Origin of the sequence: Neobacillus sp. GCM10027624 (assembly GCF_042675345.1) — a bacterium.
Lineage (GTDB): Bacteria > Bacillota > Bacilli > Bacillales > Cytobacillaceae > Neobacillus > Neobacillus cucumis_D.
Genome location: NZ_JBHTHD010000031.1, coordinates 20,209 through 37,778 on the forward strand (window position 1 = coordinate 20,209; position 17,570 = coordinate 37,778).

13 protein-coding genes and 1 pseudogene are annotated in these 17,570 nt (G+C 35.7%); 12 read left to right on the plus strand and 2 right to left on the minus strand.

All coding sequences use genetic code 11. The features are described 5' to 3' along the window. The first annotated feature begins 25 nt into the window (after window positions 1–25). The 4 genes from ACFQZ9_RS29100 (at window position 26) to ACFQZ9_RS29115 (ending at window position 5,830) form a co-directional block, all read left to right on the plus strand. On the plus strand, window positions 26–1,477 hold the full coding sequence (locus ACFQZ9_RS29100) for a four-carbon acid sugar kinase family protein (RefSeq protein WP_498946853.1): 1,452 nt from the start codon (window positions 26–28) through the stop codon (window positions 1,475–1,477). After that, entirely contained in the window at window positions 1,478–3,241 is a 1,764-nt protein-coding gene (locus ACFQZ9_RS29105; protein WP_498946829.1) for a thiamine pyrophosphate-binding protein, read from the plus strand. It abuts the gene before it with no gap. Window positions 3,242–3,350: 109 nt separating this feature from the next. Then, window positions 3,351–4,346, plus strand: coding sequence for a sugar phosphate isomerase/epimerase family protein (locus ACFQZ9_RS29110; protein ID WP_498946830.1), 996 nt, complete (start codon window positions 3,351–3,353; stop codon window positions 4,344–4,346). Between the two features lie 227 nt (window positions 4,347–4,573). Then, complete coding sequence (locus tag ACFQZ9_RS29115; RefSeq protein ID WP_498946831.1) at window positions 4,574–5,830, plus strand: allantoate amidohydrolase; 1,257 nt, start codon at window positions 4,574–4,576, stop codon at window positions 5,828–5,830. A 302-nt stretch (window positions 5,831–6,132) separates the two neighbouring features. On the opposite strand, the gene ACFQZ9_RS29120 is transcribed toward ACFQZ9_RS29115, so the two are convergent. Next, on the minus strand, window positions 6,133–7,767 hold the full coding sequence (locus ACFQZ9_RS29120; RefSeq protein ID WP_498946832.1) for a PucR family transcriptional regulator: 1,635 nt from the start codon (window positions 7,765–7,767) through the stop codon (window positions 6,133–6,135). Between the two features lie 262 nt (window positions 7,768–8,029). Here ACFQZ9_RS29120 and ACFQZ9_RS29125 point away from each other — a divergent pair, with 262 nt between their 5' ends. The 6 genes and pseudogenes from ACFQZ9_RS29125 to ACFQZ9_RS29150 form a co-directional block, all read left to right on the plus strand. Then, on the plus strand, window positions 8,030–9,385 hold the full coding sequence (locus ACFQZ9_RS29125) for an amidohydrolase family protein (RefSeq protein ID WP_498946833.1): 1,356 nt from the start codon (window positions 8,030–8,032) through the stop codon (window positions 9,383–9,385). 280 nt (window positions 9,386–9,665) lie between these two features. Further along, window positions 9,666–10,430 (plus strand): (S)-ureidoglycine aminohydrolase, encoded by a 765-nt coding sequence (gene allE, locus ACFQZ9_RS29130; protein ID WP_498946834.1) that lies wholly within the window; start codon window positions 9,666–9,668, stop codon window positions 10,428–10,430. Window positions 10,431–10,562: 132 nt separating this feature from the next. Then, entirely contained in the window at window positions 10,563–10,949 is a 387-nt protein-coding gene (locus ACFQZ9_RS29135; RefSeq protein ID WP_498946835.1) for a cupin domain-containing protein, read from the plus strand. A 224-nt stretch (window positions 10,950–11,173) separates the two neighbouring features. Continuing rightward, a complete protein-coding gene (locus ACFQZ9_RS29140; protein ID WP_498946836.1) occupies window positions 11,174–12,472 on the plus strand; it encodes a uracil/xanthine transporter in 1,299 nt (432 codons plus the stop codon). A gap of 706 nt (window positions 12,473–13,178) precedes the next feature. Further along, window positions 13,179–13,352: a protein YhfH gene (yhfH, locus tag ACFQZ9_RS29145; RefSeq protein ID WP_133338274.1), complete on the plus strand. Its 174-nt coding sequence runs from the start codon at window positions 13,179–13,181 to the stop codon at window positions 13,350–13,352. A gap of 359 nt (window positions 13,353–13,711) precedes the next feature. Continuing rightward, window positions 13,712–13,831, plus strand: a pseudogene (locus ACFQZ9_RS29150) (hypothetical protein); the annotation flags it as partial. Window positions 13,832–14,078: 247 nt separating this feature from the next. Here ACFQZ9_RS29150 and ACFQZ9_RS29155 read toward each other — a convergent pair. Next, window positions 14,079–14,438: a hypothetical protein gene (locus tag ACFQZ9_RS29155; RefSeq protein WP_498946837.1), complete on the minus strand. Its 360-nt coding sequence runs from the start codon at window positions 14,436–14,438 to the stop codon at window positions 14,079–14,081. A gap of 479 nt (window positions 14,439–14,917) precedes the next feature. On the opposite strand from ACFQZ9_RS29155, the gene ACFQZ9_RS29160 reads away from it, so the two are divergent. Both ACFQZ9_RS29160 and ACFQZ9_RS29165 read left to right on the plus strand, forming a co-directional pair. After that, window positions 14,918–16,411 carry an amidase family protein gene (locus ACFQZ9_RS29160; RefSeq protein WP_498946838.1) on the plus strand — a complete coding sequence of 498 codons (1,494 nt, stop codon included), beginning with the start codon at window positions 14,918–14,920 and terminating at the stop codon, window positions 16,409–16,411. Window positions 16,412–16,480: 69 nt separating this feature from the next. After that, window positions 16,481–17,227 (plus strand): aspartate/glutamate racemase family protein, encoded by a 747-nt coding sequence (locus ACFQZ9_RS29165; protein ID WP_498946839.1) that lies wholly within the window; start codon window positions 16,481–16,483, stop codon window positions 17,225–17,227. The last annotated feature ends 343 nt before the right edge of the window (window positions 17,228–17,570 follow it).

The window sequence follows — 17,570 nt, forward strand, 5'->3', positions numbered from 1 at the left end:
GAAAGGGGGAGGGGTTTTGTCAAACGTGACCCAATATCCAAATTTAACAGATACTATAGAAAATCCTCTCTTCTCTAAATCGGATGATAGCCTGCGTGCAAAAATCAAAGATCATTTAAAACAAACAAAACATAAGTTTATTGTTTTAGATGATGATCCAACTGGTGTCCAAACTGTTCATGATATTTTTGTCATTACAGATTGGAGCAAAGATTGGATAAAAAAAGGTTTATCTGATCAGAGAAGTGTACTTTACATTTTAACAAATACAAGAAGTTACAATGCGGAAAAAGCAGAAAACATCAATAGAGAGATTGTTCAAAACATTGTTGAAGTAACGAAAGAAATGGATATTAACTTCTCAATTATTAGTAGAGGTGACTCAACATTAAGAGGACATTATCCACTGGAAATTGATGTACTACAAGATGAACTTTTTAAAGTGGGGAATGGTGAGATTTCAGGACACTTAATTATCCCTGCCTTCTTTGAAGGGCATCGTTATACATTAGATAATACTCATTATTTAGCTGTAGATGGCCAGCTTGTCCCTGTATGTGAAACGGAATTTGCGAAGGATTCGGTATTCGGCTTCCATACAGCTAATTTGCCAAAATGGATTGAAGAGAAGACAAATGGAAGAGTATCTTCAGAGTCCGCATTGATCATTTCACTCGAAGATATTCATATTGGTGGTATTGATAAAATTTACGAGATTTTACTCTCTGCCAACAATAATACTCCTATTATAGTGAATGCTAAATCTTATTATGATTTAGACATTGTATCATTAGCAATCCTTAAAGCAATTGACTCTGGTAAACATTTCTTATTTCGAACTGCAGCATCTTTTGTAAAATCGATTACTGGAATAAATGATCGTCCATATTTGTCAGCTGATGAGATTGTTTCAAAAGATGAAAGCCGTAACAATGGTGGATTTATCGTTGTAGGTTCTCACACAAAAAAAACAACCGAACAAATTAACGAACTAATGAAGAAATACCCGATTGAACAAATCCAACTTAATGTTGTGAAAATAATAGATGAAGAAACGAGAGCTGAAGAGCTAACACGAGTATGCCAATTAGTAGATTATAATATTTCTTCTAATCGAGATACGCTTGTTTATACAAGTAGAGATGTAATTATTGCAAAAGATAAAGAAGAAAATTTAAAAATTAGTCAAACCGTTTCAAGTGCTTTGGTCGAAGTGGTTCGTTCACTAAAAGTTAAGCCGAAATTTATTATCGCAAAAGGCGGTATCACTTCTAGTGATGTGGCAACTGACGGTTTGGAAATAAAATATGCAAAAATTTTAGGGCAGGCAATTCCTGGTGTTCCAGTTTGGTTAACTGGTAGCGAAGCAAAATTTAAAGATACACCTTATATCGTGTTTCCGGGAAATGTAGGGGAAAAAGAATCGATTGCTCAAATCTTTGAAAATATTAAAAACGATCAAAAGGGAGAGTTTTAAATGGGTAAACAAATAATGACAGCTGCAGAGCTAATTGCATTGTATTTAGAAAAAAGAGGAGTAAAACATCTTTACGGTGTACCGGGAGCTGCAATCCTACCATTTTATGATGCAGTAAAAGAATTAACGAAAATCGAGTCATATGTTGTTCGTCACGAGCAAACGGGTGCTTTCATGGCTGACGGTTATTCAAGAGCAACTGGGGAAGTTGGTGTATGTGCTGCAACTTCCGGTCCAGGAGGAACGAACTTCTTAACAGGCCTTTACAGTGCATGGATGGATTCAATTCCAATGATTGCTATTACTGGCCAACAAAAAAATAGTTTAATAGGAACAATGCAATTCCAAGAAGCTCCAATAGTTGAAATGGCTAAACCTGTAACGAAAGCTGCATATCGTTTAACTGATGGTTCTAAAGCTGCTCAATTTATTCATGAAGCATGGATAACTGCTACTACAGGTCGAAAAGGTCCAGTTCTACTTGACTTACCAGTTGACCAACAAAAAGTTGAAATCGAAGTTGATATCGATGAACTGATTGCATCTACTCCTGTAGATAACTTACCACAAGCTACTGATGCGGATATCCAGAAAACATTTGAATTATTAAAAGATGCTAAAAGACCAGTATTGCTTTCTGGTGGCGGGGTTAACCTTGCAAATGCTACTGCTGAATTAAAAGCATTAGCTGAAGAACTTCAAATTCCTGTTGTAACTACTGGTATGGGTATGGATACCTTCCCTAACGATCACCCATTATTCGCTGGACGTATGGGAACAATGCTTGATACTCCATTTGGTAACAAAACAATTGTTGAAGCTGACTTAGTAATTAACCTTGCTGGACGTTTTGCTGACCGTTCTACTGGTAATGTTGGTGTATTTACACAAAACGGTAAGAAAATTATCCACGTAAACCTTGATAACAAAGAAATTGGTAAAGTTGTACCAACTACTTTAGGTATCGTTTCTGATGTTAAAACATTCATGGTTAAACTGACAGAAGCATATAAAGACCTTGGGGCTAATGTAGCTGCAACTGCCGAAGCAGATACTAAAATTGACTTAACGGAAGAGCGTAAAAAATGGGCTCGTAAAACGGATTACACAACACTTCCGATCAGACAAGAGCGTGCATTACGCGAACTTCGTGAATTCTTAGATCGCGATGCATTCGTATCACATGACTGCGGTATCAGCCAAATCTGGTCTTGCCAATTATTTGAAACGTATGAACCAAGAACATACCTATTAACTGGTGGTGCAGGTACAATGGGCTGGGGGCTTGGTGCAGCAATGGCAGCAAAACTTGCTTTCCCTGAAAGACAAAGTGTTAACATCCTTGGTGACGGAAGCTTAGGAATGTCATTACAAGATATCGCGACAGCTGCAAAGCATGATATCCCAGTTATCATTTTCTGTATGAACAACTCATTACTTGGATTAATTCGTCAACAACAAAACTGGTTCTATGATAACCGTCGCATTTCGACTGACTTAGAATACAAAAACGAATTAACTGATAGTGAACATAGTGAACGGGGAATTGACTTCGTTAAAACTGCAGCAGGAATGGGTGTTCGTGGTGAGCTAGTTACTCATTATGATGATATCAAACCAGCATTACAACGTGCAGTCGACTCAGGTAAACCATATATTATTGAAGTACTAGTAGATGGCGATCCTGAAAAAGCATGTGAGTTCTCTAATAACGGGGCACTTAACGGATTTAAATATTCCGATAAAATCAACTATTCTAAATAGTTATTACTTTGTAAATCTCTGAGAACGTAATGAAGCAATTGGTCATTTTCCGATTGCTTCAAAGATAATCTTATCAAAATAACGGTTATGTAAATGGAATCAAGTTAACGTGAAAGTTTCAATATTAAAGGAGGGAAGCCGAAAAATCGGCGAAAACATGTCAGCAAATCTTCATAATTCAATGAAAGTCGGAATTGTCCATTTTATGGCTTATCCTGAAACAATGGGTGGAGACGGTCCAACTGTTGAAACAGTTAAGAAAATTGTTCAAGATGATTTCTTCTCTGGAATTGAGATTACATCTATTAACAACCTTGAAGATCGTAAAGCGGTTGCGCAAATTTTAGAATCTGGCCGAATGACTGTCGGATTTGGTGCACAACCAATTCTTTTAAGAAACAAAGGAAACCTTAACTCTTTTGATGAAGCTGAGCGTAGAAGAGCGATCGAATTAGTGAAGGGTGGAATTGACCAGGCATACGAATTAAATGCTTCTAAATTTGGTTTCTTAAGCGGTGCAAAACCAGATGCTGATCAAGATACTGCGTTACAATTATTAACAGATTCGATTAAAGAATTATGTGAATATGCAAGATCTAAAGGTGATCTTATTCTTTCGCTTGAAACATTTGATGATGAGACAGATAAAAAATGTTTAATCGGTTCTAATAAACTTGCTGTTGAAGTGGCAAAAGAGGTTCGTAAAGTAGATCCTACTTTTGGTTTGATGCTTGATTTAAGCCATCTACCAATGCAGCGCGAAACGTCAATTGATGCATTAACGGTTGCTCGAGACTATATTAATCATGCGCATATCGGAAATTGCTACATTAAAGATACTTCTGATCCTGCCTATGGTGATCAGCATCCTCGTTTCGGCTATCCAGGAAGTGAAGTAGATGTTCCAGAATTAGCAGAGTACTTACGAGCTCTATTAGAAATTGGTTATATCGGCGAAGGGAATAAGAATGTTGTTGCCTTTGAGGTAAAACCAGTTGGTACAGAGTCATCAGATATTGTTATTGCCCAGTCAAAACGTACGCTTATTGATGCATGGTCATTAGTGCATTCAACAAAAGGCCGCCTCGTAAGTCTTTCTATATAAATTGCAATTGCTTTACTCAGCGACAAGTATTTGTACTTGTCGCTGAGTAATATCATGAAAAATACACCAATAACTAAACAAATGAATCAATCGTTTAACTCGCTTATGATTCAAAATGACTTATTGTCTATCATCTGCCTAGGATGTTATGATTCTATTAAAAATTACGTTTTGTAATAAACAATACTATGATCTTATATTGATTATATAGGAAGGGGAGTTATTGTTTGGTTAAACTGCAGCAGGATATTGACGCGAAAAGAATCAGTACTAGAATTGAAGAACTTGCTTGTTGTTCATCTACTACTGTCGGTGTCACAAGATTACCATTCACCATCGAAAGTACGAAAGCCGAAAGACTTGTTGAAGAGTGGATGAAAGCAGCAGGGATGTCTGTAAGAAAAGATGGTCTTAATAATATGATCGGCCGTTATGAAGGAAAAAATCCAACAGCACCCGTTTTAATGATTGGTTCCCATCTAGATAGTGTCATTGAAGCAGGTAAGTATGATGGGATTTTAGGTGTTATTTCGGGAATTGAAGTTGTTCAATACCTTCGCGATAATAAAATTGTTTTAGACAATCCAATTGAGGTAGTTGGTTTCTGTGATGAGGAAGGAGTAAGATTTCATTCAACTTTCCTTGGAAGTAAAGCAATCGCTGGAACTTTTACTCCAGAAGATTTGGAAAGAACAGATGAAAATGGAATCACTATTGCTGAAGCTTTAAAAGCAATTGGAATTTCTGATCCAGATGCATATAAACACGCTAGTCGTACTCCTGAGGAACTTCTCGCTTATTTAGAACTTCATATTGAACAGGGACCTGTTCTTGAGAAGGTAAATGAGGCAGTTGGAGTCGTTACTGGGATTGCAGGTGCGACAAGATTTTCTTTTGACATTATTGGAAAACCGGGTCATGCAGGGACAGTTCCTGTTGCTATTAGACAAGATGCCCTTTTAGGTGCAAGTGAACTTATTTCTTTTATCGAGAAAATTGCACTCGAAAACGTACCATTAGTTGCAACAGTTGGTAAACTTACAGTTAGTCCTGGTGCGAGTAATGTCATACCAGGTTTCGTTACAGGAACGCTCGATATTCGGGATTTAAATGTCGAACGTAAACAAAAAGCGATTGATGCTATTTTAATAGCAAGTGAAAGAATAGCTGAGACTAGAGGATTGCAAATTACATTTGAAAAAGTAATGGAAGCTGACCCGGTATACTGTAGCGAAGAAATCATGACCTTAATTGAACAATCAATTAGTGAACAGGGTGGAAGCGTTATTAAGCTAGTGAGTGGTGCTGGTCATGATGCAATGGCGATGGCCGATGTGACGGAAGTTGCGATGATTTTCGTTCGTTGTAAAGATGGTCTTAGTCATCACCCTGATGAATTTGTGACAGATGAAGATATGGGTGCCGGAGCTAAAGTGCTTCTATCTACAGTTATGAAAATAGCTGGAAAACAGACTAATATATAGATGATTAATTAAAAAGACTTACTAAAAAACTTGTGATATATAGGATCACAAGTTTTTTCTTTAAGAATAATAGAAAAACAACAAGCAGAAACTATTCACTTATATCGATGATAGAATGAGAAAAACTAAGGCTTTTTCCATTCGATAAGCAGCGAGCCTTAGTTTTTTGATTTGGTTCTTTTCTACAAGAGATTGTTGTTTTTTAGGAAAAATCGCCTCTCCTCATTACTAAGTAAATAGCAATTAAGTTTGCTAAAACAGCCTTTTAATTTCATTGAAAGGTCTGATTAACTCCCTCTCATTTAAGTGAAATTTGATCGTAAAAGTAACGCGATTCGTAATTGCAGCGATTCTTGAGAGTCATGGATGGAATAATTTAAAATTTCCTCACATTTGGCAATTCGATATTTTACTGTATTTCTGTGTACATACAATTTTCTAGAGGTAATCGCAATTTCACAATTATTATCTAAATAGACAAATAAAGTATTAACTAAGTCTTCTTCATCCTTATTTTTCGGATACGCCAGAGAGCGCAACGTATTTTCGTAAAATTTCCGCAGATCCTTCTCAGGAATTAATCGAATCAGTTCCTTTAATTGCTTCGTTTCATAAAAATTTATAAATTTGTATTGAAACAATTCTTCTCCTTGTTTCCATGCCTTCACCGCTTCTTCATATGTTACAGGAATATTGGTAAGATCATTAAAAAAGTTACCGATTCCAAACGAGAGTGAAATTTTCAAATTTGTATAAGCCTCATTCTGAAATTCTATAAGTCTTTCTTCAATTGAGCTTTTATTTGGCTCATCAATATTTGAAGGAAACTGCATTAAAATCACAAAATATGAATCCTTCATGAAAACGATATTTTTATTATCGATTTTTAAAAATGATTGTTTAAAAAATTTATATAAATAATCGTATAATCTATTCATGATATCTGTGCTTTGTTTATTATCATCCATCTTACATACAATGCAAACGTATTTCTGATTGTCTAATAAGCCATACTGTTTTCCCATGTGAATAATTTCTTGTTTAGTCGATACGTTTCCATCAACAAGTGAAGCAAAAAAGTGATTTTCTAACATACGGCTGTTCTCTCTAATCGCCTCATTTTTAAGCAAGGTGAATGATATGACAGTTGATGCTTGCTCGATGGTTAATTGTGAAGAAGGATATGGCAGCTTCTCCGGATTTAAAATAATTAATAAATATGGATATGGGTTCATCGTTTTTACTTTAAACATTTTTAACGAAATTCCTGGATGATGTTCACGAGAGATATCGATTGTAAGGTCATTTTTTTCTCGGTAGTTATCAAGATTACGTTTAAAATGATCCTCCACATTTTCCATGACGATTTTCATATTTCCCGTTTGAAAATGGTGGGAACATGATGCTACATCACCGATAGGGTCTAGAAGGAGAACAGGACATTTTAATAAAGAACCAAGGTTTTCGATTAAAGAATGCAAACTATAGCCTTTCATCATCATATTGGTAAATTTCTTGTGTACATGAATCGCGTAAAATAATTCTTCAATTTGGTTATCCCAAATAAAGCTTAATAATTGATGGGCTACCGTACCTAATGTTAATGATTCCGGAATTTGAATGATTGGAAATTGTAATGAGTCAGCTAAATCGATTACCTCTTGTGGAATGACATCAATGAATCGTTTAAGCTTAATCGCAATTCCAGCACAGGGACGCTTATTTATTTGCGAAATGAGTTCACCTAACTGCTGCGGGGCATCTTTAAAGGCGTAGCCTGTCGTCAATAATAAGGAATTCTCGGCTAAAAAATTGATGACGTCAGGAGTTTCTGATATCTCAATTGATTCAACTTTCCTTTTGAGTCCGGCATGTCCAGCAAGAATTTTTGCTTCTTGTAATACATCTACGATGAATAAATCTTCGACAATTTTCATTCTAATCCCTCTTTTTTCCTTCTTTTGCCAAATATATTTTTAATGATTGAACGATAATAGACATTTTTTAATGTTTTGTTTAAACAAAAATCTCTAACTAAATTGTTTAGAGTGAATAATGATTTTGAAAATTAAATCATTTAAAATTAATTGTACAAAGAATTGATTTGGAATGAAACTGTTTTCAAAAAAATTGCAAAAAGGTAGCTTAATATAAAAGTCATTTATTATCTTGTGTTTTTTACCATTGAGGAGGGAAATTATGGATACATATGATTTAATTATTCGAAATGGAAATATTGTAATAGACACGATTGTTCAAGGGGATATTGCCATTAAAGACGGGAAAATTAAAGAAGTGTCTGTCGGAAAAAGTTTAGCAGCAACTGCAGAGAGGGAGATTGATGCAAGTGGACAGCACATCCTACCTGGATTAATTGATACCCATGTCCACTTTAATGAGCCAGGAAGGACTGAATGGGAAGGCGCACGAACAGGTAGTAGAAGTTTAGCGGCAGGTGGGGTAACAACCTATTTTGATATGCCATTAAATAGTACACCTCCAACAATTAATAAAGAAAATTTGGAATTAAAAAGAGTCTTGTCCGAAGAAAAGTCGGTTGTCAATTGCCGCTTCTGGGGTGGACTTGTACCAGAAAATATTGAGAATATTAAGGAACTATATGAAAATGGGGTAATTGGTTTTAAGGCTTTTATGTCGCCGAGTGGAATTGCCGATTTCAATCATGTAGATGATCGGGCGATTTTTAAAGGAATGAGTGAAATCGCTTCAATCGGTTCTTTATTAGCAGTACATGCCGAAAGTACGGTCATTTGTGATCAACTCGCTGAAGAAAAACAAAAGCAAAATAAAACATCTGCCAAAGACTTTGTCGAATCAAGACCGATTATTTCCGAAATTGAAGCGGTAAGAAGGATTATTTCGTATGCTGAAGCGACAGGTTGTAAACTGCATATCGTTCATGCGAGCAGCCGAAAAGTCGTCGAAGTCATTAATGAGGCTAAACAGAGAGGTGTAGATATTACTGTGGAAACATGTCCTCATTATTTATCATTGACTTTGAAAGACTTAGAGGAAAAAGGCGGGGTGGCAAAATGTTGCCCACCACTACGAGATGATCAAGAAGTAGAACAGCTATGGCTGGCTGTAGCAAATGGTGAAATTGATGTCATAGCTTCTGACCATTCTCCTGCACCGCCAAGCATGAAAAAAGTAACAAATGGAGACTTTTTCAAGGCTTGGGGCGGTATTTCAGGTGCTCAATCTACACTGAATATTATGTTGACTGAAGGGTATTTTAATCGTAATCTTCCTTTAGAAAAGGTTGTTGAGTTAACGGCTGCGAATCCTGCTAAGCTGTTCGGACTTTATCCGCAAAAAGGAATCATTGCCGTTGATAGTGATGCCGATCTTGCAATAGTAAATCTAAACGAAAGCTTCGAGCTGAAACAGGAAGATTTGTTCTACCGCCATCAGCAATCCCCATATGTTGGCAAAACCTTTAAAGGAAAAGTGACAACAACGATTGTAAATGGAAAGATTGTGTTTGAAAATGGCAATATTACAATTGGGGAAAAAACCGAAATCAACTCCTAATAATACCATATGTTAGGAAGCAAAAAGCTAATAACAGGACTAGATCACTGCCTCATGTCCTATTATTAGCTTTTTTAGATGTCTAAAGAAAAGTGGGAGATACAAATCGGTTTGAAGGAATAAGAAATTAGTAGAAGTAAAAGTCTCAATTTATCCAAAGTAAACAAAAATAAAAAGTGTTTTTATTCATTAGTGATAATGACGAATGAAGTGAAAACGATTAACATTTAATTAGAAACGAATAATTCAAAGAATAAAACATAAGGGGAGTTTAAATAAGATGGGTTATCCTAAAGACTTATTATCAAGCAGATCAATCATTGAGCACGGTAAATATGCATTAATCGCACCTGAAGGCTTGGTTAACAATGTGATTCCAGGATTTGAAAATTGCATTATTTCGATTTTAGGTTCACCAAAACTTGGTGCAAGCTTTGTTGATTACGTTGTAACCATGAAACAAGATGGTAAAAATAGCGAGGGATTCGGCGGGCAAGAAAATATCGAGACATTCGTCTATGTTCTTGAAGGCAAAATAAAAGCTGCTGCAGGTGAGCAAGAATTTATTCTTGAAGAAAGCGGATATTTATACTGTCCTCCAGGAACAAAAATGTATTTAGAAAATCAATTTGGCGGAGAATCAAAACTATTCCTTTACAAACAAAAATATCGTCCACTTGAAGGACGGAAACCTTGGGTTTATTCAGACCATGCGAACAAGATTGAATATAGAAATTATGATGATATGCATAATGTCAATATTAAAGATCTTTTACCGACAGACCTAGATTTTGATATGAATTTTCACATTCTTTCTTTTGACCCTGCTGCATGCCATCCGTTTATCGAAACACATGTACAAGAGCATGGTGCCTACCTACTTTCAGGAGAAGGTATGTATAATCTAGACAATCAATGGGTTCCAGTGAAAAAAGGAGATTATATTTTTATGGGACCATATGTACATCAGGCAGCTTATGCTGTAGGCAGAGAAAATTTAACATACGTTTATTCTAAAGATTGCAACCGTGACGCTGCATTGTAAAAGGTAAGCAGAATGATAGCTTAAATGAAGAATAGAAAGAAAGTATATCTTCATTGTTAATGATCATATATAAAATTCGCAACAAAGTATGCGAAAATAGCTAAAAAAATAAGAAAAATGAGGTGTTGGGAAGTGGAAGGGGAAGCGACTTTAACAAACATCGAAGCGATAAAAGCAGAAAGAGTTTTCGAAATTGATAAAATCGCAAAATTTGATCCAGATGAAGCGCAAAAAAACTATTTCTATGAAACAGATAAAACAGTTGGAGCCGTTTGGTGTCTTGAGCCTGGCCAGGAATTATATTTACATTCCCATTCGAATGTTGATGATATTTGGGTGTGCATGGAGGGGGAAGGAATTTATTTCCCAGACTTAGAGAATGAAATTCCGATTAAAAAAGGCATGGTATTATTAGCTAAACCAAATCAAATTCATGGAATGAGAAATACAGGGACAAAGCGATTCATGTTTGTAGGCTTTGCTGCTGGTTCATTGCCAATGGATATTACGAGATATTAATAGAAATAATGAATTTATAAACTATAAATTTGTTAAACTAAATAATGTAAGTATCCGTCTTTAAAAAGTCGATTGATGCTTTAAACATTCATATAATAAGTGATTGAAGAGGAGCGATTGTAATGAAGACAGTCGCTTCTCTTCATTTTATATAAATAAATCCAATTTATTTCAATCAATAGGATTCATAAAGTAATCATTGTTTTTGGAAGAGGTGTCGATTCATGATAAAGCAAGGAGCTGTTGTAGCATTCTTGTCTCCTGTACAGTGGCTTTTTTTTATGTTTGCTAATACGGTAGTTGTTCCAATTTCTATTGGAGCTGCGTTTCAGCTTCCTCCCGAAACGATTGAAATGACAATAAGATGCTCTTTTATCTTTACAGGCATTTCTAGTATCTTGCAGGCCTGGGTTGGCCATCGTTATCCATTATTGGATAGTCACTCTGGATTAATGTGGGGCTTAATGCTAAATATGGGGATTTCGGCTTCCGCACTTGGTATAGACTATGCAACAGTTGGGGGAGGAATTACAACAGGTTTTCTGCTCGCAGGAGCTGTAACTGTTCTAATTGCTGCGTTCAATTTTATTTCGATTATACAAAAAATCATTAATCCGATGGTAATAAGCGTATATATTTTTTTGTTAACCTTTCAGCTCATCTTTATTTTCTTCAAAGGAATGTTCAAAATAACTGAAAATGGGACAATTGATCTTCCTGTCAGTTTTGTTTCAATTGGGGTTGTTATTTTTGTAGCTCTATTAAAGATTAAAGGCGGAAGAGTTTTTGGCAATTTTTCAATTCTGATAGGAATGGTTGCAGGATGGTTAGTGTATCGACTTATTTTCCCGTCAGTTCATCCGGTAGAAGGCTCTTCTAGTATGGAATTCACCATATTCCCTCTTGGGGCTCCGAACTTAGAGCTAGGGATTGTTTTCGTCTCTTTTTTTGCATTCCTTCTGACTTTGACGAATTCTTTTGCCTCCATTCAAGCTGCTGCAGATGTATATAAGGAAAAGGTAGAAAAGAAACAATACAAAAGCTCAATTTTTTTAACGGGGATTTTTGGGGTTATCACTGCCATTTTTGGCTTAGTTCCTTTTACACCCTTTACATCCACAATCGGATTCTTACAAAGTACAAAATTATATAGGAGAAAGCCGTTTATGATTAGCGGTTTTGTGTTTATCCTCCTTGGAATTATCCCGCCTTTAGCTGAATTTTTAGGTACCATGCCACTAACAATAGGTAATGCGGTTTTATTTGTTGCTTATCTTCAATTGTTTGGGACAGCTTTAAACAGCTTAAAGGGTACATTCTTTAACTCGGAAACGATATTCCGTTTAGCAGGTCCGGTACTAATTGGAGTCAGTCTAATGAATATCCCTCCGGCCCTATTCGGCAGTTTTCCAGTTCTATTGCAGCCATTAATTACAAATGGTCTCATTATGGGTGTAATCATATCGATCATTTTAGAGAAAATGGTAGATTGGAATAAGTTAACAACGAAATTAGCCGGATAGGCATTACGACAAATAAAGAAAATTGGATTGAAAACTTTTCTTTATTTGTCGTCACTTTAAAATTTGGGGTCATTTTTATGCTGGATTTAATCTTTTAAATAATATGGCGGATGTGCATGAGCGTTCCGATTGCCTTCTGGATAACCCGGCTTAATCTTTTTCGGCAAATGATTTACCAGCGATTTAGCTGGAAGGGAAAATTAATTATGATATGGCACCCCTTAATTTTGGTAAAAAATATTCCGAATATTCTTGAATCAATTTCTTGCATGTGATAAAATTCATTTCAACAAAAGATTTAAAAGAAACTGTATTTCTTAATAGGCAACAGATAATAGAAAGGCGTGATATTTATGAAATAAAAAAAGAAAGGTGGATACAATAACTGGCCCCTAAACGATTTCCTTAAATTCTTTATAAACTTAATTACCTATATTAGCTTTGTCCTTAAGCGTAGCAAGCATTGGGAGGTAATATTGGTGGTTATTAGAATGGTTGTTATATTTATAACGACTAAAAAAATAACTTGGTAATACAGGTCTTTTTTATTAGAATGAAATAGAAACAGTGTTGTTTAATAACAAACGTAATTAGTGCCTTCTAATTATCAATAAAGACGGTATTAATGAAATTTATGCTTATATACCAATGGGTTAGACTGAATTTTCATTCAAGATTAATTAACTAGATTAAGAGGAGGATTTTTATGTGCGCAAATATTACAATTGAACGGAAAGACACTGATTACCTAGGGTTTTATAAAAATCTACCTTCAAAAATTTGTTCTGATTGCGGCTATGATATTATCGAACAGCATGAATTGTACCTGAATAAATGTGAACAGTGCATAAAGAAGGAGTATGATTGGGATAAAAAATGAATATTGAAAAACGGTGTTACAAATGAGCTTTTGAATTTCTCATTTTCGATAAGTATCTTGAGAATCAAAAAAGAAAGTGAGGAATTACTAGAAGAGCTCAAATAGCACCATCGCTTTATAACTTAATAGTAAGTAAGTGCTGAGGAGGAAAATAAAAACTCTCTTAGCACTTTTTTATTTAATTTCATCTCCATTTGATTCCTTAAGTGAGAAACATTCCAGTATGATCGAAATGTTCCATCATATGTGTTATATGATCCCAGGATACCATGAGAATCAAAAAGGGTACCGGGAATTGGAAGTGCCTAGTTAAAAGTTTGTGAAGAAGTAAAAGAGCGGTCTAGCGTAAAGAGCTTAAGGTATATGAAATTGCCAATATGGATGAAGCTAGACGGTATAAGAAGCGAGTGAGAGAAGATTTAAACCGCAGCATAGGCCTTTTAAATAAGGCAGTAATGTTCAAAACTTATAATTTATAATTATTGCCCTTGTGGGAAAAATCACCATTAAAAACAGTAGTAATAAGTAAATCATTATGTATCCACCCTTGTCTCCATCTAATGCTGGATTATATGAAGGGTGACCATTGGGGAATTTGTAGTGTTATTTACTGTGGACTATGTCTTAACTTATTACGTTCAGTAAGATCCGTAGGTATCAAAACAGGCAGTTTTTAAACAAAGGATAATGGCCTTAATACACAAGTGCTTTTTTCGATAGAATTATTTATGAATTATACGGATTAGATGGAATAATAGGAATACGGCAGAGTGAGGTTACGATATTGTACTGGGGTTTTAGATGAATTTGCATATATACTCCGGCAGTCGCAAGGTCACCTATTATCCCGCTGAAGGTGTTTGGGATGTTATCTGGTGGGTTCGTTGGACCAAAAGTAACCGGACCCTCGGTCATCTCAATCAGTGCGTTCCAACGCGTTATGATTGGAAGCATTTGATCGTTAGGAAGGAACCGATTGAGCTGCGCACGATGCGGTTTTGTCATCGAAAAGACGATTGCTTCCGTTGTAAAGAGACAGAAAAGTGGGAAGGGAAGGTTACGATCTGAAGAAGTATTTCGAGTCAATAATAGACATGTTTTTTACAATTGATGAAGGATTGAGAGTCATATTTCTTAAACATGGCTTTTATTACATGCAACCCAGATTTATAAAAAATAAGAGCCTAGAAATCGTAATCGATTCAGGTCTTCCATGCAATTATATTAAGGCTTATTTGTCGATATCACTCACCGAAGTTTGATATATACGAGTTATAATTGGATATAAAAAATTTTAAGAAAATTTAAAAATTAATATTGAATTTACAAAAACGTGATGGTATTCTTTATTTATAAGTTTTAGAAACGAGGTTTTATAATAGGCAACAACAGGTCGATAAGTATGACTAAAAGTGTTAATAATACTAAATAAACTGTCGACAGACGACATTAAGGAGTAGAGTTTGAGTGCTCATATATTGAATTTTTTTTGAAAGCCGCTACGTTTAATTAGGGGGTGTTCTCTAGAAAATAAAGTGCTATTTTTTGCTCTTAGGGAGGAAAACATGAGTACCATACAAAAGACATTTAAGGTATTGGAAAAGACAATTGAAGAATTACAGGAAGCTTTGACGACGGGAGAAATTACATCCGTTGAGTTAGTACAAATTTATCTAGATCGTATTAATGCTTATGATAAATCTGGACCAAATTTAAAAAGCATAATTAGCATTAACGAAAGTGGACTCACGGAAGGCGCACGTCTTGATAAAGAAAGAATAGAAGGAAATTTACGGGGACCCTTACATGGTATACCCATTATATTAAAGGATAACTTTGATACAGTTGATATGCCAACAACAGGTGGAGCCACGATACTTAAAGATTTCATTCCAACAAAGGATGCATTTGTGGTAAATAAATTACGAGAAGCAGGAGCAATAATAATTGCGAAATCAAATCTTGGTGAACTAGCAATGTTACCTCAGAACTATAGTTCATTAGGAGGGCAAACGCTAAATCCATACGATTTAACAAGGACTCCAGGAAGTTCAAGCGGCGGGACCGGGGCTTCCATTGCGAGTAATTTTGCAGCTGCTGGAATGGGAACTGATGGCGTAAATTCTATTCGTTCTCCTGGTTCCGCAAATAGTCTTGTGGGGTTTAGACCTACAAAGGGACTTTTAAGCCGTGAGGGAATTATGCCTGCTACAATTACTCAGGAAACAGTTGGCCCGATAACCAGAACAGTACAGGATGCTGCTGTATTGTTGGACGTATTGGCCGGGTATAATCCCTATGATTCAACTACAGCCTGGAATGTTAGTCATATACCCAAAACCTATACTGAATTTCTACAAAAAGGTGGGTTAAAAGGGAAAAGGTTAGGTGTCCTAAAGACTTTATTTGGTAGTGATTCAGAGCATCAGGAAGTAAATAATATTATGGAAAAGGCAATTGAGGATTTAAAAAATAACGGTGCTGAGATTGTTTATTTGGATATTCCAGAGCTTGATACCAATCGTGTTCTAGAAAAAGATGTTACTGTTTTTGAATTTAAAACTCTATTTAATTCTTATTTGGAAGGTCATGCCACTAATGCTTCAATAAAATCATTAAAGGAACTTATCGATTCGAAAACTTATGACAATAGAATTGAAAACTTCTTATTGAATACACAGGCATTAGAAAATCCATTGGAAGAAACAGAGTATAAGGAACGCTTGCTTTATGGTTTGGAGCTAAAGAATATCGTAATCAAATCTATGGCAGACAACAATCTTCATGCTATTGTATATCCCCATCAAAAACAGCTTGTTGCGAAAGTTGGGGAGCCGCAGGCGGGGAGAAATGGGATTATAGGAGCCATATCAGGTTTTCCAGCTATAACGGTTCCAGCAGGGTTTTCAAGTCCTGCAATATCAGCTCCTATTGGGGTTCCAGTTGGAATTGAATTTCTAGGACGCCCCTGGAGTGAACCTATTCTATTTGAAATAGCTTATTCGTATGAACAAGCTACTCACCATAGACGGCCCCCTATTGTAACACCAGAATTATAGAGCAATAAGTTTCAGATTGAAGTAAATTATTCTCATATTTTTTTACAAAAGAAAAAGGAGATCAAACTTGTGCGAATCTTAGTTATTAATCCGAATATTTCAGAGAGTGTTACAGAACTTATAGCAAATGAGTCTCGACGTGTTGCATCCCCAGGAACAGAATTAACGTTTGCTACAGCTTCTTTTGGGGTTGCTTATATTGAAACGAGAATGGAAGCCCTAATTGGCGGATACGCAGCGGCATGCATTGCGGCTGAACGCCACGGTGAATATGATGGGGTAATTATTGATGCTTTTGGAGATCCCGGACTTTTGGGTATCAAAGAAATGCTTGACGTTCCTGTAGTAGGAATGACAGAAGCCGCTCTGGCCTCGGCATGTCTTCTGGGAAAACGCTTTTCGATTATTGCAATTTCATCACGTATCAAGGCATGGTATTTAGAGACTGTTCATAGTAGCCATTTAACAACACGTCTAGCTAGCATCAGATCATTAGATGATCCACTAAGTGATATTGGTGCTGTACAGGAAGATCATTCCAAGCGTTTAAAAGAGCTTGCAAAAGAGGCGGTTGAGAAGGATGGCGCTGACGTTATTATTCTGGCTGGAGCTCCTCTTGCAGGGTTAGCTCGCTCCCTTGAAGGTCAATTATCTGTGCCAGTAGTTGATGGTGTGTCTAGTGCTGTACGTCATTGTGAGTCACTAATAGCTCTTAATCCTGGAAAAGCAGTAGCGGGCAGTTTCGCTAAACCACCAATAAAGCCTAATAAGGGTTTACCTCCAGCTCTAGCGGCCATTCTTGGTCGTACTTGCTAAGTTATTAATATTTTTTAGGGAGGGAATCCTTAAGTTCAATCTTATTGACAATGATACAGTCTAAATAAATCTACGTTCTTTTTTATAAACTATACTTAAATGTCTTTTTTGCTTTAATTGTTTAAATCAAAAAAAGGTAGATTCCCTAGTATATATGAGAAATCTACCTTTGAATATAAAAAGATGAAAGGCATTAAATTATCATAATATAATTTTTGAGTTTTCAGAAAACACTTGCAAATAAAAACAATTTAGAGTATTCTATTTATAGAAATTGTATACAATCTAGTATTCTAAAAGAGATACAATAAATACCATTTTATTGGAACTTTTTTATTTCTCA